We start from the raw sequence: 17,919 nt of genomic DNA on the forward strand, positions 1-17,919 counted from the left end.
GCCGGGACCCGGCGGTCACGCCGGGTCCGGTGAGCGGAGTGCGGCCGCGCGAACGGCCGCACTCCACCTAGGGGTGAGGAGCTGCGACGCATTGACCATTCTGGGGATCGGCCTCGACTTGGTGACCATCTCCGAGTTCGCCGAACAACTCGAGCGGTCCGGAACCACCATGCTCAGGGAGAGTTTCACCGCGGGCGAGCGGCGCTACTGCCAGAGCAAGGGCACCGATCCGGCGCGCAGTTTCGCCGCGCGCTGGGCCGCCAAGGAGGCGGTGCTCAAGGCGTGGGCGTCGTCGCGTTTCGCCCGCCGCCCGCAGATCGGCGACAACCCGTACCCGCTGATCGAGGTGGTCAACGACGCGTGGGGCAGGCCGAGCATCAAATTGCACGGTCTCGCGGCCGAATTCCTGCCGCGCGCCAGGGTGCACCTGTCCTTGACGCACGACGGGGACACGGCGGCGGCGATGGTCGTGCTGGAGGATCCCGGCGAACTCGCCGACCTGATCGAGGGTCGCGAAACGACCGCGTGAGCGCCGTCAGCGCTCGCTGGCGGTGCGGGATTCCTTCTCGGCGACAAGCAGATACGCGACCATCAGGCGCTTGAGTTCGGCGACGGCCTCGGCGTGCGACTGCTCGTCCTGGACCGAGAAATTGAGCATCGAGTACACCACGTGCACGAGGACCTCGGCCATCATGGTGCGCCGGACTCGCGGCGTGCGCGGGGTGAGCGGCCGCAGCATCTGCGAGACGACCTCGGCGAACTGCTTCTCGTGGATGGCGCCGGTGGCTCGGGTGGACGGCGTGGACTGCATGGCCAGCCACACCTCGCGCCGGGATGGGTCGGTCATCCACAGGTTGGCCAGGTGGTCGACGAACTGGTTCATGTGCCGCAGCCAATCGAGCGACGGCACCTCGCCGTGGAAGTCGGCCAGTTCCTGGGAAACGGCAACGAGATCTTGGCGATTCAGTTCACAGACGATGACGTACTTGTTCGCGAAGAACTGGTACAGCGTGCCGATCGGGACTTCGGCGCGCGCCGCGACCTCTTCACAGGTGAACGATTCGAAGCCGACCTCGACGAGCAACTCGCGGGAGGCCTGGAGCAGCGCGTCGAACTTGCGTTTGCTGCGTTCCTGAGTCGGCCGCTTGCGCGGCATCAGCTCTTGCGGATCGTCCTGCAGTTCCAACGCGGGGTCCAGGTGTCGCTTGGACGGCATCGCCCTGGCCTCCGTGTGTACTTCCACGTATCCAGGCTAGCGGTACCGACACGCACGCGACACGCGCACTTGGTCAGCGTGTTCAGGTCTGTCACATTTCACGACCCATCCGTGACGGTTGTGGCCGCGAACACTAACCAAGCGTGCGTGCATCCGCGGGCACGTTGCCAAGGGTGTTCGCCCACCTCGGCGCACCTCCGCCTTCGCTCCGGCGCGTGCGCGGGCTGAGGAAGGACTTCGTCCGCGTCCGTAGGGCGGGGCGATCCGGTCCGGACAGTCACTGGGAAGGCGTATCTGTGGTAGCTCGATCTGTGGTAACTCTCGGCGTTTCCACCGAACGTGGCGCCGTGCACGCGGTAGCGCTCGCCGACACCGGCGAGAAGCTCGTGGAGCGCGTGCTGGTTCACCGGGTGGCGAAGACGCACGGCGACAACAAGGCGGATGTGGCGGCAGCGGTCCAGGCCGCGATGGACTACGTCGCCGCGGAGGTCGGACAGGGACGGGAGATCGCGGGCGCCGCGGTCGCGTACCGCGATGCCGCCGAGCGGCGGGCCATCGTGACCCGGCTCGCGTCCGGACCGTGGCGCACCGCATCGCTGCTCTCGACGAAATCCGCGCACCTGAGCGCGGCGGGCGCGATGACCTGGCTCGGCGAGTTCGACGACCTGCTCGTCTGCGAGGCCGTTCCCGGCTACCAGGCGTTCACGCTGGTCGACAAGGGCCGCGATCGGGTGCTCGCGGCGGTCGCGCAGACCGGCGGCATCAACGAGGCGTCGCTCGGCGCCGCGGTGACGGCCGCGTGGGACCAGTTCGAAGCGGCCGCCGTCCGCCCCGACGGGGTCGTGTTGATCGGTTCCGCCGCGGACGAACCGGCGGTGCGCGAGGCCGTTGATCGCTTCGGTGCGCCCGTGCTGCCCTGCAAGATCGCGTCGTCGGCCGCGGCCATCGGCGCCGCGCTGTTCGCCATGGCCGACGTGCCGGAAGTGGTGGACACCGTCGAAGAGCCGCGCGGCAGCCGGAGCTCGTCGGCGCTGTTCGTGGCGGCCAGCGTGGTCGCGGCCGGTCTGGTCGTCGGTGGTGTCTACACGGTCGGCGACTACTCCATTCGGTCGGTCGTCGCCGACTCGCGGAACACCGCCGACGCGCACGTGGTCCCCGGTACCGGGTCGCCAAGCGGGATGGCCGTTGGCTCGTCGGTGCAGCCGGAGATCATCGCGAGCGAAGACAAAGGTGCGGCGTCGGTTCCGCGGCAGTCGCCCGCGGTCACCGCGGGCATGCCCGCCGTCGCACCGCAGCAAGTGGTGCAGCGCTGGGGCAGCGGCCGGCAAGGTCCGTTGACGCTGGAGGAGTCCGAGGAGCTGCAGGAGTCCGACACCGCCGCCGCGTCGGTCGTACCCGGCACCGGCGTCCCGTCCACCACCAAGGTCGGCGCGCCCAACGACGTCATGTTGTTCCCGGGCGAGGCGCCGCCGCCCCCTGCCTTCACCCCGGAGTCCTACGAGTGGTGGGACAACCATTTGCGCTTGCTCGCGCAGTGGGCCTCGCAGCAGCTGTCGGAGGCCTGACACAGAGCACGAAAGGCCCGGCGCCGCATCGGCGCCGGGCCTTTCGCCTGTTCTGCGCAACCCCCACGTCCGGTTCGGCCGCGGTCGGGTCGGTCCCGGATCAGTTGCGGGTGCGGCGCCGGAAGAGCGCGCCCGCCGCGACGTAACCGACCACCGCGATGCCCGCGCACCACAGCACCGCGAGCAGGGCGCTGTCACCGATGGGCGTTCCCATCAACAGACCGCGCATCGTCTCGATCACCGGCGTCACCGGCTGGTTCTCGGCGAACCGGTGCAACCAGCTCGGCATCGACTCGGTCGGCACGAACGCGCTGCTGACGTAGGGCAGGAACATGAAGAAGAAGGTGAAACCGTTGGCCGCCTCCGGGTTTCGCGCGACCAGGCCGAGAGCGGCCGACAGCCAGGACAGCGCGAGCACGTACATGGCGATCACCCCGAGCGCGCCGAGCCAGCGCAGCGGTTCGGTGGTCGGGCGGAAGCCCAGCGCGACGGCGACCACGATGACGAGTCCGGTGGTGATCAGGTTGCGGATCAGGCTCTCGGCCACATGCCCGGTCAGCACCGCGGACCGCGCGATGGCCATGGTGCGGAACCGATCGATGATGCCCTCGGCCAAGTCGGTCGAGATGCTGACGGCGGTGGTCGAGGCGCCGAAACCCGCGCACAGCAGGATGATTCCGGGCACCACGTAGTCGATGTAGGCGCCGGGGCCGACGTCCATCGCGCCGCCGAAGACGTAGACGAACATCAGCAGGATCATGACCGGCAGCGCGATCGTCATGATCATGGTGTCGGGACTGCGCAGCGTGTGCCGCAGGTTGCGGTCCAGCATGGTGCCGGAGTCCTGGACGGTGCGCAGCGCGCGGAGGGCCGGGGAGGGGGTCGTCATCGTCGTTGTCTCGTTTCTCATGCGGCCGATTCGGTGCGGCCTTGGTGGCCGGTCAAGGCGAAGAAGACGTCGTCGAGGTCGGGGGTGTGCACGGTCAGCCGCTCGACGGCGATGTCCAACTCGGCGAACCGGTCGAGCAGGCGCTTCACCTCGGCCGCGCTGCCGTCCGACGGCATCTGGAGGGTCAGCTGTTCCGGGTCCATCTGGCTGCCCGCCGTGGGGACGGCGCGATCGTCGACGGCGCGGGCGGCGGCCGCGAGCAGGTGCCGGTCGGCGAAACGGAGCCGGATGTGTCCGCCGGGGGCGAGGCGCTTGAGCTTCTCGGGCGTGCCTTCTGCGACGATGCGCCCGCCGTCGAGCACGGCGATGCGGTCGGCGAGCTGGTCGGCCTCCTCCAGATACTGCGTGGTGAGGAAGATCGTCGCGCCGTCGTCGGCGAGTTCCTGGATGGCCGACCACAAGTCGCGGCGGCTGCGCGGGTCGAGGCCGGTGGTCGGTTCGTCCAGGAAGACGATGCGCGGTCTGCCCATCAGGCTCATCGCGAGATCGAGGCGGCGGCGCATGCCGCCGGAGTAGGTGTCGACCGGCCGATCGGCGGCGTCGGTGAGGTCGAAACGTTCGAGCAGGGTGGCGGTCCGGCGGCGCGTCTCGGCCGCGCCGAGGTGTAGCAGTTTGCCGGTGAGGCGCAGGTTCTCGGTGCCGGTCAGCACGCCGTCGACGGCCGCGTACTGGCCGGTGACGCCGATCAGCCCGCGGACGACGTCCGGCTCGCCCGCCAGATCGTGCCCGAAGACGCGGGCCTCGCCGCGATCCGGCGTGCTCAGCGTGGCCAGGATGCGCACCAGGGTGGTCTTGCCCGCGCCGTTCGGCCCGAGCAGCGAGAAGACCGTTCCCGCGGCGACATTCAGATCGATGTCGGCGAGCACGGTGTGCGTGCCGAAGGACTTGCCGAGCCCGTGCACCGCGAGTGCGGGGGGTGGTTCGGGGGACATGGGAGCTCCGATCCGGAAACTGTTTATGGAATAAACACAGTTTATAGAGTAAACAGTTCATGGGCGCAAGAGATGACGGGCGGAGCGAGGCTTAAGGTCGAGGCGAGCGAAGGAGGCTGAAGGGCAGATGACGACGTCGGACGAGGCGGCGCTACCGAAGTCGGTGGAACTGTTGTGGCGGCTCGATCAGCCGGGCGGCCGCGGCCCCAAACGCGGGCTGACGCTGGACCAGATCCTGGAGGCCGCGATCGAGGTGGCCGACGCGGAGGGTTACGCGGCGCTGTCGATGAACCGGGTGGCCCAGCAGCTCGGCTTCACCGCGATGTCGCTCTACCGGTACGTCGACAGCAAGAACACCCTGGTCGAGCTGCTGCTGGATCGGGTGATCGGCGAGCCGCCGCACATCCCGCCCGGCACGCCGTGGCGGACGGGGCTGGAGTACTGGGCCCGTAGCGAATTCGAGGTGGTCGGGCGGCATCCGTGGTGGCTCGACATCCCGCTCAAGGCGCCGCCGATGGGGCCGAACAACATGGCCTGGCTCGAGGCCGGACTCGCGACGCTCGCCGACACCGCGGTGCCCGAGCCGGTGCGGCTGCAACTGGTGATGAACCTGTCGCTCTACGTCATCGGCAGGCGCTGGGCGGCGAGCAATGTGGTCGGCGGGGCGGATGGCGAGCAGGACTTCACAGCGGCGCTGCGGCGCGTGCTCGATCCGCAGCGCTTTCCCGCGGTACTCTCCGCCCTCGCCCACAGTGCCTTCGACCAGGACGACATCGACTGGGAGAAGGCGGATTTCGAGTTCGGCTTGGCGCGGATGCTGGACGGCTACGAGAGCCTCGTCCGCTCCTTCGAGAGCTGACGGTCAGACCGACAGGTCACGGCGCAGCTTGGCGACGTGGCCGGTGGCGCGCACGTTGTACTGCGCGACCTCGATCTTGCCCTGCTCGTCCACCAGGAAGGTGGAGCGGATGACGCCGGTGACGGTCTTGCCGTACATCGTCTTCTCGCCGAAGGCGCCCCACGCGGTGAGCACCGCGCGGTCCGGATCGGACAGCAGCGGGAAGGTCAGTCCTTCGGCGTCGCGGAACTTGGTCAGCTTGGCGGGTTTGTCCGGCGAGATGCCGAGGACGTCGATGCCCGCCTCGTTCAGTTCGGCGAGGTTGTCGCGGAAATCGCAGGCCTGCTTGGTGCAGCCGGGCGTGCTCGCGGCGGGGTAGAAGTAGACGATCACCTTGCGGCCGCGATAGTCGGCGAGCGAGACGTCCTTGCCGTCGGCATCGGGCAGCGTGAACGCGGGGGCGGTATCGCCGGGGGAGAGTCGTTGGTTGGTCACGTCCTGCACGGTAACCGAACGCCCTTCGGCCGGACGGATACACTCGTCCGCGAGCCCTGGTGACTCGCGAACGGCCGGTGGGAACGGTCCCCGGCCCGGTTCGCGCCCGGCGGCACGCCCATCGACAGGAGGACATACGTGGCGAAGGACACCGAGCGGATCGAGCGGGAGATCGAGGCTGCCCGCACCCGGCTGGCGAGCACTCTGGACGAGATCGCCGTGCGCGCCGATCCGCAGCGGATCGCGGACGACACCAAGAGCATTGTCGTCGCCAAGCTGAACGAACCCAAGGTCAAGTACAGCCTGATCGGCGCAGGCGCGCTGGTCGTCGGCCTGGTGCTGGTGAAGCTCTTCCGCTGAGTTTCCCGGCAGACGAGAACACCCGGTGCGGCACTGCCACACCGGGTGTTTCTCGTTATCGGCGGTATCAGACCGTCGGGCAGGCGAATCCGTCGCCGTCGGGGTCCAGGTGCGGGCCGAAGCCCGGCTCGCCACGGAAGATCGGGGCGCGACCCGCCGCGCGGGCGTCGTCGCAGTTGGCGAAGGCGCCACCGGCCGAGCCGGTCTGGGACACGCCCGCCGAACCGGTCGCGGCGGAACCGGTGTCGATGGCGGAGGAGCCGGTTCCGGAGGAACCGGTCGGGGCGGCGGCCAAGGCGGCGGGCGCCGCGAGGATGGTCAGTCCAGCGACGGCGGCGCTGACGGTAAGCCGGCGAACGTTCATGTATTCCTCTGTGTGTGCTGCGGTGGATGGGCGCCTCGACGAGCGACGCCGCACCCACTGTTGCGAGGGGCCGCCCAGTTGTCAACCGCGCGTCACCCGAATTAGGGCCATTAGGGGCTATAGGGAAGCCCGGTTCAGCGCGTCGGACGGGTGCCGGAGAGGTGTTCTGCCGGAATGTTGCCCATCCGTCCCGACTGGAAGTCCTCTATCGCCTGGATGATCTCCGCGCGGCTGTTCATGACGAAGGGGCCGTATTGGACGACGGGTTCGCGGATCGGTTGCCCGCCGAGCAGTAGCACCTCGAGATCGCCGGTGTGATCGTGCTGCTTCGAATCCGCGTCGACCGAAATCGAATCGCCGGGTCCGAACACCGCGAGTTGACCCGCCCGGATCGGCCTGCGCTCGGCGCCGACCGTCCCACTGCCCGCGAGCACATAGGCCATCGCCGAGAAGTGCTGCGGCCAGGGCGTTTCCAAACGGCCGCCGGGGCTGATCGAGGCGTGCGCGTAGGCGATCGGCGTGTAAGTCGATCCGGGACCGGTGAATCCGCCGATCTCGCCCGCGATCAGCCGCACCAGCGCGCCGCCGTCGTGCGAACTGACCAGTGTCAGTTCACTGCCGCGCAGATCTTGATAGCGCGGCGCGGCGAATTTCATGGCCCGCGGCAGATTCATCCACAGCTGCACGCCGTGGAACAGTCCACCCGCGACCACCAGTTCCTCGGGCGGCACCTCGTCGTGCAGGATGCCGGAGCCCGCGGTCATCCACTGGGTGTCGCCCTCGCTGATGACGCCGCCGCCACCGTTCGAGTCGTGGTGCACCATGGTGCCGTCGAGCATGTAGGTGACGGTCTCGAAGCCGCGGTGCGGATGCCATGGCGCGCCCTTGGCCTCGTGCGGTTCGTAGGTCACCGGACCCATCTGGTCGAGCAGGATGAACGGGTCGGCGGCGCGCAGGTCGACGCTGGGGAATGGTCGCGTCACCTCGAAGCCCGCGCCTTCGCGCTGCTTGTGGGCGGTGACGACCTGCTGGACCGGACGTTCGCGCATGGTCTCGTCGGGACGGGGCAGTCGCGGCAGGACCAGGATGTTGTCGACGGCGATGGCGGGCATGGGGAGCACCTCCTGTGCGGATGACCGGCGTCGGCCGGTTGGTGTCCATGTCAACCAAGAGGGGATTAGGATCATTCCCGTGGTGCGATGGCTGAGCGACGACGAGCAGGAGACCTGGCAGGCCTACATCCGGCTGCGCCAGCGGATGGACGCGGCGATCATGGCCGGGCTGGCCCGCGACGGACTCTCCCTGGCCGACTACGAGTTGCTGGTTCCGCTCTCCGCCGCGCCGCGGGGCCGCCTGCGGGCCAAAGAACTCGCCGCCGAGGTGTGCTGGGAGAAGAGCAGATTGTCCAAGCACCTGGCGAGAATGGCGGCGCGCGGGTTGGTCGAGCGGCGGCCGTCCGAAGAGGACGCGCGCGGGATCGTCGTCGAGCTGACGGCGGCGGGCCGGACCGCGCTCGAGCAAGCCGCGCCCAACCATGTGGATCTGGTTCGCCGTGTCTTCATCGATCCGTTGACCGAGTCCGAGGCACGGGCGCTGCGCTCGCTGTCGGACAAGGTCAGCGCCACCGCCGAGAGCGTGACCGATCTCGCGGTGTGACCGCTACGACCACGGCGTGATCGGCGGCTTCACCCACAGCAGCTTCTCGTCCACGTGCGCGCGCCCCGCCGCCGCGTGACCGGGGTTGCGTGCGGCCCACGCGTTCTTCTCGTCGAGCAGGCGGGCGACGACCAGCCAGGTCTCGTCGGTGCTCGGCGGATTCGTTTCGGCGGCGCGGGCCAGCTTGCGGCGAGTCGCGGCGGGCATGTCGCGCAGTTCGGCGCCGCTGATATCGCGGTCCCATAGATAGACGGCCAAGCGGCGGGCCTTCTCGGCCCTTCGGCTGACCGACGCGTCGGAGTGCGCGTAATCGGCCACCCGGGCATCCTACGACGAACGCCCCGCACCCGGTCGCGGTGACCGAGGCGGGGCGTTCGTCGTGCTGGAGACGGATCAGTACGCGCTGTTCACGTTGTCCATGCTGCCGTAGCGGTGCGCGGCGTAGTTGCAGGCCGCGACGATGTTGGCGACCGGATCCCAGACGTCGAACGGGGTGCCCGCGACGTGGTAGGCCGCGAAGGTCGGGTCGATGACCTGCAGCAGGCCCTTGGACGGGATGCCCGCGGCGGCGTTGGAGTCCCACAGGTTGATGGCCTGCGGGTTGCCGCTGGACTCGCGCATGATGTTGCGGTGGATGCCCTCGTAGGAGCCCGGAATGTTGTTGGCGGCCATGATGTCGAGGGCCTGGCGGATCCAGCCGTCCAGGTTGTTCTCGTACACCGGCGGGGCCGGGGCGGGAATCGGTGCGGGCATCGGCGCGGGAACGGGTTCCGGCGCGGGCATCGGAGCCGGGACCGGGGCGGCCTCGGGAGCCGGGGCCGGAGCGGGCACGACTTCGGCGACGGGCGCGGCTTCCACCACGGGAGCGGGGGCGGGGGCGGCCGCGGGCTGCTGCTCCGCGACCACGGCGACGCGGGCCGGAACACTGTCGTCGGCCACCGACACCGCCGAGGAGGCGGCGACGGCCACGATGCCGGCCGCGGCCACGGCGAAGGTCAGGCCCTCGCGCAGGGTGGTGTTGCGGCGCAGGGTGGAAAGGCGTCTGTCAGGCATTTCTGAATCGGTTCCTTGTTCGGGGACAGGGCGGTCCGGCCGCACTCGGGCAGCGCGGATCCGGCGGCGGACGCTCGTGGCGCTCGCCGGGAAAAGTCGGTGTGCTGTTGTGGATTTTGTTGTGGGGGACACTCCGGTCCCCGGAACGCGGCAGGGCGGGTACCGGGCATCGCTGGCCCGGGCCGCGGCGTCGCGCGGAACTCCACAACAGTGGAGCGATAGGCGTAAGGCGGGTGATCGGGGATCCGTTGCCGATCCGCACCCGCGACCGCCCTGGACCCAACTCAGGTCCGTCCGGTCGTTTTCCGAATGCGTGTAAACAACACCTCGGTCTAACCAAACCTCAGGTCTCTTTGCGACCTGATTGCAGAATGGTCACGGAAGGTGAACGGAAGGTGAACGAGAGCCAAACGATAGATGTTGGCGATCTTGGAACGACCTGGGCTTCGTTACCGAAACGCGATTTACCAGGAGGTTTGCGTTTAAACGCGTTGTGCGCTAGGTCACAAAAATTGTGGAGTGACCTGCGTCTAATCGAGGTTTACAGGCCTCGAGCGGGCCTGTTCGGGGCCGTCCCGACCGCTCAGATCACGGCATCGTTACCTTCGTGGAGGTGATCGATGAGCGACGATTCGGACACGAAAAGACCGTGCCCTTGTCCAATCGTGACTGGAGACTAGGCACGGTCTGTACTGTGCGCCATCAGGGACTCGAACCCCGAACCCGCTGATTAAGAGTCAGCTGCTCTGCCAATTGAGCTAATGGCGCCTGCTCCGTGTTCCGGTGCGGGACAAAGATTAACAGGCCGGGGCCGCAGAAGTGAAATCGCCTGGTGAAGGGCCGTTTTATGTGGTCGGCGACGGGTGTTAACACTGGGGGCTCCCGCGGGGATCTATCCGGTGGAACTCGGCCCGTTGCGCGTGTGGTTCGCGTTGGATCGGTCAGACCGGACTGGCAGAATGTTAGGACGCGGTCTCGACCGATCCCGCCGGCGCGGTGGGTTGAGCTTCTTTCGTCGGTTGGATCCGAAGCCATCGACGCGTGTCTGGACGGCGTCGAGACTTGAAACGGGGTTGATATGCGCATTGGTCGAGGTCGGCGGCGGTCGATACGAATACTCAGCGGACCTTTGGCACTGCTCGCCGTGATCGCGTTGGGATCGTCGGCGTGCTCGCCTTCATCCGGTAGTGCGGACGCGGCGGTTGCCATCGACCGGAATCCGATCACCGAACTGATCAAGCCGAAGCTGCTCGCTCCCGTCAAAGACGGCGACAAAGGCGTATCACCCGGCGTGCCTATGACTTTCAAGGTCGATGACGGCAAGTTCACCAATGTGACGTTGGTCAACCAGCAGGGCAAGCCGGTCAGCGGCAATCTCGCCGCCGACGGACGGACCTGGGAGACCGCCGAGGTGCTCGGCTACGGCAAGACCTACCGGCTGACCGCCGACGCCATCGGCCTGGGCGGTGCCAACACCACCACGCTGAGCTTCACCACGAGTTCGCCGAACAACCAGACCAAGCCGTATCTCATCCCGGCGGAGGGTGAGGTCGTCGGCATCGGTCAGCCGGTGGCGATTCAGTTCGACGAGAACATCCCGGACCGCAAGGCGGCCCAGGACGCGATCAAAATCACAACGAACCCGCCGGTGGAGGGCGCGTTCTACTGGGTGAACAACCGTGAAGTCCGTTGGCGGCCAGAACATTTCTGGGCGCCGGGCACGCGGGTCGACATCGAGGTGAACGTCTACGGCAAGAACCTCGGCAACGGGCTGTACGGCCAGGACAACATCACCTCGCACTTCATCATCGGCGACGCTGTGATCTTCACCGCGGACGACGACACGCACCAGGTGACGGTCGAGCAGAACGGCCAGGTGATCCGCACCATGCCGACCTCGATGGGCAAGGACAGCACGCCCACCGACAACGGCATCTACATCGTCGCGGACAAGCACGAGAAGATCATCATGGACTCCTCGACCTACGGCGTCGCGGTGAACTCCGCGGACGGCTACCGTACGCCGGTCGACTTCGCGACCCGAATCTCCTACAGCGGCATCTTCTTCCACTCGGCTCCGTGGTCGGTGGCTCAGCAGGGTTACTCGAACGCCAGCCACGGCTGCCTGAACCTGAGTCCGGCGAATGCGCAGTGGGTATTCAACTTCGCCAAGCGCGGTGACATCACGATCATCAAGAACACCGTGGGCGGCACGCTGTCCGGCACCGACGGCCTCGGTGACTGGAACATTCCGTGGTCGGAGTGGAAGGCGGGCAACGCGGACGTCGGATGACGTACGAAAGTCCCTGAGCGACAAAGCAAAGGCCCCCGGCGAGTGCCGGGGGCCTTTGTCGTGGCTGGGCTCAGGGGATGTACGGCCCCGGGGTGCCCGCGCAGGTGAGGTTGGCGTTGAACGCGCTGCCGACGGCGGCGCAGAGCAGCGGGCCGCCGAAGATGATCTTCTCCAGCTCGGGACCGGAGCCGGTGCCGGTGGACCCGGTGGTCGTCGCGCCGCCCGAGGATCCGGTGCTGTGCGCGGATCCACTGGTGATGCCCGCGGATCCGGTGTCGGCGGGCAGGTCGATCGGAGTCGCCTCGCGCGCCGCCGAGGCGGTGCCTCCGGACCCGCCGAGCAAGGTGGCGCCGACTAGGGCTGCGAGAACGGCGGAACGCTTCACGTAGTGCTTTTCTTTCTCCCGGACCGGGCGATGCCACGGCGGCACACCCTGGTGCCGCAGTTTACGACCGCGCGAGGAGATCCGGGACCCATTTGGAAGCATTGACGTTTCAGAACATGTCATCGCTGCGGCCGGTGCTATCGGCCCTGTACGCCCTGCTGTCGCTCGAATCGGCGCAGGCGGGGCGATGGATTTGCCGGGCGAATCGGCCTGAAAACGCGAAATGCGCGAGCCCATCGGACTCGCGCATTTCGCGTGGGGTGAGTGACGGGACTCGAACCCGCGACAGCCAGGATCACAACCTGGTGCTCTACCAACTGAACTACACTCACCATCGCCGGTAACTACCGGCGCGCTAGATACTAGCGTGCCACCCCCGCGATTCCCTAATCGGCTTCCACCGCGCCGTTGCGCGGCACCGCGCCCGCGGGCTTGGCCGCGCCGCTGAGCTCGGCCGCTACCGTGGCGATCTCCGTGCTGGACGGTCCGGGCGGCGCGACGAACGCGGTGCGCCGGTAGTACTCGAGTTCGCGGATGGACTCCTTGATGTCGGCGAGGGCGCGGTGGGTCAGGCCCTTCTCCGGCTGACCGAAGTAGATGCGCGGGTACCAGCGGCGGCACAGCTCCTTGATGGAGCTCACATCGATCATCCGGTAGTGCAGGTGACTGTCCACCGCGGGCATGTCGCGGGCGATGAAGCCGCGGTCGGTGGCGATCGAGTTACCCGCCAGCGGAACGGTTCCCGCGGTGGGGGCGTAGGCGCGGATGTAGTCGAGCACCTGCTGCTCGGCCTCGGCGAGGGTGACGGTGGAGCGACGCACCTCTTCGGTCAGGCCGGAGCGCTCGTGCATGTCGGCGACCACCGGGGGCATCGCGGCCAGCGCCTCGTCGTCGGCGTGGATGACGATGTCGACACCGTCACCGAGAATATTGAGGTCGCTGTCGGTCACGAGCGCGGCTACCTCGATCAGCTTGTCGCTGTCCAGGCGCAGGCCGGTCATCTCGCAATCCATCCACACCACAAGTTTGTCGGACACTCAGGCAACCTTACTGGCATCCTCGCCGCCGACCTCAGCTGACAAGCTCGTTCGTCCGCGCGCGCCGCCGGCGCTGGATTCCCCGCGCCGCGGTGCCGGCTTCCGTACACGGGGTGCCGGCTTCCGCAGAGGGCGGTGTCGGCTTCCGCACACGGCCGTGTCGGCGACGCGACCGCGGGTATGCAGCGGCGGAACGCCGTCGCCGGGGATACAGTTTCGGCAGAGATCGGCAAAGGCGTACCTCCGCCTTCGTCCCGGCCATGCGCGGCGGTCGACGGACACCGTCCGGCCATCGGGCGTCCTTCCGCCTTCGCTGCCATGCGGCTGTCGGCGGACTGCGTCCGGCTGGGCCCATGAGCGTTTTCGGTTCGACAGACGGAGGACGTGCGATGACCACTCCCGAGGAGAAGGCGGCCGCGGCGCGCAAGGCCGCCGACGAAGCGGCGCGAATCGCGGCCGAGGCAGCGGCCGCCGCGGAAGCCGCCGAGCGTGAGCTGGCCCAGCACCGAACGACGGAGTCCGCCGCGCCGAGCGAGGAGACATCGGCCGACTCCGCCGCACAGGAGATCGCCGCGGGCTACGCCTTCGACGGCGCGGCGCTGGAACTGGGCACCGTGGTCGTGGACGGAACCGTGGATCCCGCCGCACGGGTGCGGATTCCGATGCGCACGATGAACCGGCACGGCCTGGTCGCGGGCGCCACCGGCACCGGAAAGACCAAGACGCTGCAAGGCATCGCCGAACAGCTCTCGCGAGCGGGCGTTCCGGTGGTGCTCGCCGACATCAAGGGCGACCTGTCCGGTTTGAGTCGGCCCGGCGAGGCCGACGACAAGATCAGCGCGCGGGCGCGGGACACGGGCGTGCCGGACTGGGCGCCCAGCGGCTTTCCGACGGAGTTCGTCTCGCTGGGCACCGGCGGGATCGGCGTGCCGATCCGGGCCACCATCACCTCGTTCGGTCCGGTGCTGCTGAGCAAGGTCCTGGACCTCAACGAGACGCAGGAATCGACCCTCGGCCTGATCTTCCACTGGGCCGACCAGCAGGGCCTCGCACTGCTCGATCTCAAAGACCTTCGTGCGGTCATCACCCACCTGACCAGCCCCGACGGCAAGGAGGACCTGAAGGGCATCGGTGGCGTGTCGGCGCAGACCGCGGGCGTGATCCTGCGCGCGCTGGTCAACCTGGAGGCCGACGGCGGCGACACGTTCTTCGGCGAACCCGAACTCGACCCGGCCGATCTGGTCCGGGTCGTGGACGGTCAGGGTGTGATCACGCTGTTCGAACTCGGCGCGCAGGCGGCGCGGCCGGTGATGTTCTCCACGTTCCTCATGTGGGTGCTCGCCGATCTGTTCCAGACGCTGCCCGAGGTCGGCGATGCCGACAAGCCCGAGCTGGTGTTCATCTTCGACGAGGCGCACCTGCTGTTCGACAACGCCTCGAAGGCGTTCCTCGACCAGGTCGAGCAGACGGTCAAACTGATCCGCTCGAAGGGTGTCGGCGTGTTCTTCTGCACGCAACTGCCCACCGACATCCCGAACCAGGTGCTCTCGCAGCTCGGCGCGCGCGTCCAGCACGCGCTGCGCGCCTTCACCCCCGACGATCAGAAGGCGCTGTCCAAGACGGTCCGGACCTACCCGAAGACCACGACCTACGACCTGGAGAAGGCGCTGACCTCGCTCGGCACCGGCGAGGCCGTGGTGACCGTTCTCTCCGAGACCGGCTCCCCGACACCGGTGGCGTGGACCAGGATTCAGCCGCCGCGCTCGCTGATGGACACCATCGGCGAGGACGCCATCAAGTCCCAAGCGCTCTCCAGCGCGCTCGCCACGAAGTACAGCCAGACCATCGACCGCGAGTCCGCCTACGAGATGCTCACCGCGAAACTGGCCGCGGCCGAACCCGAACAACCGGAAGCCGCCCCGGTACCCGGCCGCTCGCCGCGCCAAGCGGAGGAATCCGCCGCCGAACGCATCATGAGGAACCCGGCGGTGAAGAGCTTCCTCCGCTCGGCGGCATCCGCCGCGGGCCGCGAAATCAGCCGCACCCTGTTCGGCACCCGCCGTCGCCGCTGAGCGGTCGCGTGCGAGAAGGGGTGCGGTTGGTATTCGGCACCTTCCTCAAACCCCCACTTCCCGCGCCATGAGATCGTCGATCGTCTCGCGGCGGACCAGGGTTCTGGCGCGGCCGTCCCGGACCGCCACGATCGGCGGTCGGCCGACGCTGTTGTAGGTGCTGGCCAGGCTGTGGTGGTAGGCGCCGGTGCACGGGATCGCGAGGATCTCGCCGGGGCGCAGGTCGGCGGGCAGTCGGACGTCGACGGCGAGGACGTCGCCCGCCTCGCAGTGGCGACCCGCGATGGTGGCGGTCATCTGCGGCCCGCACGGGTGGCGGTTGGCGAGCACCACGTCGTAGCGCGCGCCGTACAGCGCGACCCGCGGGTTGTCGGTCATGCCGCCGTCGACGGTGACGTAGGTGTGCCCGCCCTCGATGTGCTTCACCGAAAGCACCCGGTAGAGCGTCACGCCCGCGCGCGCCACGATCGCGCGTCCCGGCTCCAGCGCGACACGCGGCCGCGGGAAGTGGTGCCGGGCGCAGCCCGCGTCGAGCGCGTCCTCGATGATCTCGGACAGCTCGGTCAGGTTCATCTCGGCGTCACCGCCGCGGTAAGCGACGGCGTGCCCGCCACCCAGGTCGAGTTCGGTGAGGATGTGCCCGTAGTCCGCGCGCACCCGCGCCATTTCGCCGATCATCCTGCGGACCGCCTCGCCGTAGTGGTCGGGATTGTGAATCTGCGACCCGAGGTGGCAGTGGAAGCCGACCAGCTCCAGATTCGGCCTGCGCAGAATGCGCTCGACCGCCTCGGCGGCCGGCTCGCTGCCGAGCGGGAAGCCGAACTTCTGATCGACGACACCCGTCATGACCGCGGGATGGCCGTGCACGTCGATGCCGGGGGAGAGCCGCACCAGCACCCGTTGACGCGTGGTGGCCAAGGCGGAGAGCAGCGTGATCTCGGTGAGCGAATCGACCACGATCCGCCCGACCCCGCAGCGCACCGCGGTGCGCAACTCGTCGCAGGATTTGCCGTTGCCGTGCAGGATGATTCGCTTCGGGTCCACACCCGCCGACAGGGCGATGGCGAGCTCACCCGCCGAGCACACGTCGACCGAGAGGCCCGCCTGGGAAACCCACTCGGCGACCGCGCGGATCATCAGCGCCTTGCCCGCGTAGATGATCTCCGCCTGGGGAAACGCCCTCCGGTAGGCGCGGCACCGCGACCGGACCTCCTGTTCGTCGAGCACGTAGGTGGCCGTCCCGTACTCGTCGGCGATATCGGCCAAGGCCACGCCGCCGACCGTGATCCGGCCTTCGCTGTCGTAGTGCGTGTCCCGCGGCCACACCGCCGGATCGAGCCGCGAGGGCATCCCCGACCGCAGCGACGGGAAGATTTCGAGCAGCGTCACAGTGTTCTCCTGGGTGCGTCCCCGCTTTCTCCGTACTGCGGGGCCGATGCCAGGACTACGCCTCCCAGACCACCCTGAACGCGTCCCTTACATCTCTTTGACGGCCGCTCCTTCGTTCCTGACGCCCCACTGACACCTACCCCGGCGTGACGTTATCCCAGGTCACACCCGGTTCGTCCGCGTCGCGCAGCTCGCGGAGCTGTCGAAACGCCATCGGTGCCGATTCGACCGCTCGATGCCTGATCGCTATGACACCATGATCGACATGGCGACCATCGAAGAGCGCGTCATCGCGCTGCTGAAGGCGAATCTGGCCGACGCGGACGGCATCACGCCCGCCACCAAGATCCTCGACATGGACAGCAGCGCCTACCGCCAAGAGCTGGCCATCCAGGCGATCGAGACCGCGTACGACATCGAGCTGCCCGGCGCGGGGATCGAGGCCTTCACCACCGTGGGAGAACTGATCGAGTACGTCTCCGAAGCCAGAGTCTGATCAGCCGCCGAGCTTGCGGTAGAACGCGCCCGCGATGGGGGCGGTGAGGGCGCGCGGACCGTACTGGCCCGCCACGCTCATGCCCTTGCTGATCAGGCCGGGGACGACGCGCATCTTGTTGCGGGCGAGCGCGTCGATGGAGACCTTCGCGGTGTACTCCGAGGACACCCACATGAAGTCGGGCACCATGCGGTCGACGATCGAGGCCTCGGCCGGGTCGGGCAGCTCGGTGCGCACGGGGCCCGGCGCCAGCAGGGTGACGTGCACGCCCGAATCCTTCAGCTCACCGCGCAGCGATTCGCAGAAGGTGTTGGCGAACGCCTTGCTCGCGGCGTAGGTGGCGTTGTTCGGGATCGGCATGTTGCCCGCGGCCGAGCCGCTGATCAGGATGCCGCCTGCGCCGCGCGCGATCATGCCGGGCAGCACCGCCAGGGTCAGATCGTGCACGGCGACGGCGTTGAGCTCCATCTGGGCGCGCTCGTACTCCAGGTCCAGTTGCGCGACCGGGCCGAACGTCGCGATGCCCGCGTTGTTGCACAGGATCGAGATGTTGCGCGCCGACAACTCCTCGACCAGCGGGCCGCGTTGCGCGCGATCGGACAGGTCGACCGCGCGCACCTCGGCGGTGATGCCGTGCGCCAAGGTGAGCCGCTGCGCGAGCTCGTTCAGCAGGTCGCCGCGGCGGGCGACCAGGATCAGCGAATGGCCGCGTCCGGCCAGTTCGGCGGCCAGCGCGGTGCCGATGCCGGAGGAGGCTCCGGTGACGACGGCGCGGTTCTCGGAGGTGGGGGAGGGCAGGCTCACTCGAGCGATGCTAGC

At 68.3% G+C, this 17,919-nt stretch carries 20 protein-coding genes and 2 tRNA genes; 8 read left to right on the forward strand and 14 right to left on the reverse strand.

Annotated features, from left to right (window positions below; genetic code table 11):
* Window positions 1-91 precede the first annotated feature (91 nt).
* The gene (gene acpS, locus FB390_RS27555) at window positions 92-529 is read left to right on the forward strand and encodes a holo-ACP synthase AcpS (protein WP_067788698.1); all 438 of its coding nucleotides are present in this window, start codon (window positions 92-94) and stop codon (window positions 527-529) included.
* Between the two features lie 6 nt (window positions 530-535).
* On the opposite strand, the gene FB390_RS27560 is transcribed toward acpS, so the two are convergent.
* Complete coding sequence (locus tag FB390_RS27560; RefSeq protein ID WP_084483232.1) at window positions 536-1,216, reverse strand: TetR/AcrR family transcriptional regulator; 681 nt, start codon at window positions 1,214-1,216, stop codon at window positions 536-538.
* 296 nt (window positions 1,217-1,512) lie between these two features.
* On the opposite strand from FB390_RS27560, the gene FB390_RS27565 reads away from it, so the two are divergent.
* On the forward strand, window positions 1,513-2,781 hold the full coding sequence (locus FB390_RS27565; protein ID WP_141812183.1) for a hypothetical protein: 1,269 nt from the start codon (window positions 1,513-1,515) through the stop codon (window positions 2,779-2,781).
* A gap of 100 nt (window positions 2,782-2,881) precedes the next feature.
* On the opposite strand, the gene FB390_RS27570 is transcribed toward FB390_RS27565, so the two are convergent.
* Both FB390_RS27570 and FB390_RS27575 read right to left on the reverse strand, forming a co-directional pair.
* Window positions 2,882-3,670, reverse strand: a complete 789-nt coding sequence (locus tag FB390_RS27570) for an ABC transporter permease (protein WP_141812184.1) — start codon at window positions 3,668-3,670, stop codon at window positions 2,882-2,884.
* Window positions 3,671-3,687: 17 nt separating this feature from the next.
* On the reverse strand, window positions 3,688-4,662 hold the full coding sequence (locus tag FB390_RS27575) for an ATP-binding cassette domain-containing protein (protein WP_141812185.1): 975 nt from the start codon (window positions 4,660-4,662) through the stop codon (window positions 3,688-3,690).
* 127 nt (window positions 4,663-4,789) lie between these two features.
* Between FB390_RS27575 and FB390_RS27580 the strand changes: the two genes are divergently transcribed.
* Entirely contained in the window at window positions 4,790-5,521 is a 732-nt protein-coding gene (locus tag FB390_RS27580) for a TetR/AcrR family transcriptional regulator (RefSeq protein WP_141812186.1), read from the forward strand.
* A gap of 3 nt (window positions 5,522-5,524) precedes the next feature.
* Here FB390_RS27580 and bcp read toward each other — a convergent pair whose 3' ends face one another.
* Window positions 5,525-5,995: a thioredoxin-dependent thiol peroxidase gene (gene bcp / locus FB390_RS27585; protein WP_141812187.1), complete on the reverse strand. Its 471-nt coding sequence runs from the start codon at window positions 5,993-5,995 to the stop codon at window positions 5,525-5,527.
* 138 nt (window positions 5,996-6,133) lie between these two features.
* Between bcp and FB390_RS27590 the strand changes: the two genes are divergently transcribed.
* The gene (locus FB390_RS27590) at window positions 6,134-6,355 is read left to right on the forward strand and encodes a DUF3618 domain-containing protein (RefSeq protein WP_097246090.1); all 222 of its coding nucleotides are present in this window, start codon (window positions 6,134-6,136) and stop codon (window positions 6,353-6,355) included.
* A 67-nt stretch (window positions 6,356-6,422) separates the two neighbouring features.
* On the opposite strand, the gene FB390_RS27595 is transcribed toward FB390_RS27590, so the two are convergent.
* Entirely contained in the window at window positions 6,423-6,719 is a 297-nt protein-coding gene (locus FB390_RS27595; RefSeq protein ID WP_067788688.1) for an excalibur calcium-binding domain-containing protein, read from the reverse strand.
* Between the two features lie 134 nt (window positions 6,720-6,853).
* Window positions 6,854-7,831, reverse strand: coding sequence for a pirin family protein (locus FB390_RS27600; RefSeq protein ID WP_141812188.1), 978 nt, complete (start codon window positions 7,829-7,831; stop codon window positions 6,854-6,856).
* A 79-nt stretch (window positions 7,832-7,910) separates the two neighbouring features.
* Between FB390_RS27600 and FB390_RS27605 the strand changes: the two genes are divergently transcribed.
* Window positions 7,911-8,375: a MarR family winged helix-turn-helix transcriptional regulator gene (locus tag FB390_RS27605; protein WP_246124411.1), complete on the forward strand. Its 465-nt coding sequence runs from the start codon at window positions 7,911-7,913 to the stop codon at window positions 8,373-8,375.
* Window positions 8,376-8,378: 3 nt separating this feature from the next.
* Here FB390_RS27605 and FB390_RS27610 read toward each other — a convergent pair whose 3' ends face one another.
* The 3 genes from FB390_RS27610 to FB390_RS27620 form a co-directional block, all read right to left on the reverse strand.
* Window positions 8,379-8,693, reverse strand: a complete 315-nt coding sequence (locus FB390_RS27610; RefSeq protein WP_141812189.1) for a hypothetical protein — start codon at window positions 8,691-8,693, stop codon at window positions 8,379-8,381.
* Window positions 8,694-8,768: 75 nt separating this feature from the next.
* Window positions 8,769-9,428 carry a transglycosylase SLT domain-containing protein gene (locus tag FB390_RS27615; RefSeq protein ID WP_141812190.1) on the reverse strand — a complete coding sequence of 220 codons (660 nt, stop codon included), beginning with the start codon at window positions 9,426-9,428 and terminating at the stop codon, window positions 8,769-8,771.
* A gap of 695 nt (window positions 9,429-10,123) precedes the next feature.
* Window positions 10,124-10,196 (reverse strand) — tRNA-Lys (locus FB390_RS27620).
* A 310-nt stretch (window positions 10,197-10,506) separates the two neighbouring features.
* On the opposite strand from FB390_RS27620, the gene FB390_RS27625 reads away from it, so the two are divergent.
* Window positions 10,507-11,721 carry a L,D-transpeptidase gene (locus tag FB390_RS27625; RefSeq protein WP_141812191.1) on the forward strand — a complete coding sequence of 405 codons (1,215 nt, stop codon included), beginning with the start codon at window positions 10,507-10,509 and terminating at the stop codon, window positions 11,719-11,721.
* Between the two features lie 70 nt (window positions 11,722-11,791).
* Here FB390_RS27625 and FB390_RS27630 read toward each other — a convergent pair whose 3' ends face one another.
* From FB390_RS27630 to orn, 3 genes are all read right to left on the reverse strand, one after another.
* On the reverse strand, window positions 11,792-12,106 hold the full coding sequence (locus FB390_RS27630) for a hypothetical protein (protein ID WP_141812192.1): 315 nt from the start codon (window positions 12,104-12,106) through the stop codon (window positions 11,792-11,794).
* Between the two features lie 256 nt (window positions 12,107-12,362).
* Window positions 12,363-12,438 (reverse strand) — tRNA-His (locus FB390_RS27635).
* A gap of 54 nt (window positions 12,439-12,492) precedes the next feature.
* Window positions 12,493-13,143, reverse strand: coding sequence for an oligoribonuclease (orn, locus tag FB390_RS27640; RefSeq protein ID WP_141812193.1), 651 nt, complete (start codon window positions 13,141-13,143; stop codon window positions 12,493-12,495).
* 389 nt (window positions 13,144-13,532) lie between these two features.
* Between orn and FB390_RS27645 the strand changes: the two genes are divergently transcribed.
* On the forward strand, window positions 13,533-15,215 hold the full coding sequence (locus FB390_RS27645) for a helicase HerA-like domain-containing protein (protein WP_141812194.1): 1,683 nt from the start codon (window positions 13,533-13,535) through the stop codon (window positions 15,213-15,215).
* A gap of 45 nt (window positions 15,216-15,260) precedes the next feature.
* Here FB390_RS27645 and lysA read toward each other — a convergent pair whose 3' ends face one another.
* Window positions 15,261-16,604 carry a diaminopimelate decarboxylase gene (lysA, locus tag FB390_RS27650; RefSeq protein WP_141812195.1) on the reverse strand — a complete coding sequence of 448 codons (1,344 nt, stop codon included), beginning with the start codon at window positions 16,602-16,604 and terminating at the stop codon, window positions 15,261-15,263.
* Window positions 16,605-16,869: 265 nt separating this feature from the next.
* Between lysA and FB390_RS27655 the strand changes: the two genes are divergently transcribed.
* Window positions 16,870-17,100, forward strand: coding sequence for an acyl carrier protein (locus tag FB390_RS27655; RefSeq protein WP_141812196.1), 231 nt, complete (start codon window positions 16,870-16,872; stop codon window positions 17,098-17,100).
* Here FB390_RS27655 and cmrA read toward each other — a convergent pair whose 3' ends face one another.
* Entirely contained in the window at window positions 17,101-17,904 is an 804-nt protein-coding gene (gene cmrA / locus FB390_RS27660) for a mycolate reductase (RefSeq protein WP_067788668.1), read from the reverse strand. It lies immediately after the preceding gene.
* Window positions 17,905-17,919: the final 15 nt, after the last annotated feature.

It is taken from the genome of Nocardia bhagyanarayanae (assembly GCF_006716565.1).
Taxonomy (GTDB): Bacteria; Actinomycetota; Actinomycetes; order Mycobacteriales; family Mycobacteriaceae; genus Nocardia; species Nocardia bhagyanarayanae.

Coding starts and splice junctions, on each gene's coding strand:
- FB390_RS27560 (WP_084483232.1), bottom strand. CDS start 1,216: ATGCCGTCCAAGCGACACCTGGACCCCGCGTTGGAACTGCAGGACGAT.
- FB390_RS27570 (WP_141812184.1), bottom strand. CDS start 3,670: ATGACGACCCCCTCCCCGGCCCTCCGCGCGCTGCGCACCGTCCAGGAC.
- FB390_RS27575 (WP_141812185.1), bottom strand. CDS start 4,662: ATGTCCCCCGAACCACCCCCCGCACTCGCGGTGCACGGGCTCGGCAAG.
- FB390_RS27580 (WP_141812186.1), top strand. CDS start 4,790: ATGACGACGTCGGACGAGGCGGCGCTACCGAAGTCGGTGGAACTGTTG.
- FB390_RS27595 (WP_067788688.1), bottom strand. CDS start 6,719: ATGAACGTTCGCCGGCTTACCGTCAGCGCCGCCGTCGCTGGACTGACC.
- FB390_RS27600 (WP_141812188.1), bottom strand. CDS start 7,831: ATGCCCGCCATCGCCGTCGACAACATCCTGGTCCTGCCGCGACTGCCC.
- FB390_RS27615 (WP_141812190.1), bottom strand. CDS start 9,428: ATGCCTGACAGACGCCTTTCCACCCTGCGCCGCAACACCACCCTGCGC.
- FB390_RS27625 (WP_141812191.1), top strand. CDS start 10,507: ATGCGCATTGGTCGAGGTCGGCGGCGGTCGATACGAATACTCAGCGGA.
- FB390_RS27645 (WP_141812194.1), top strand. CDS start 13,533: ATGACCACTCCCGAGGAGAAGGCGGCCGCGGCGCGCAAGGCCGCCGAC.
- FB390_RS27655 (WP_141812196.1), top strand. CDS start 16,870: ATGGCGACCATCGAAGAGCGCGTCATCGCGCTGCTGAAGGCGAATCTG.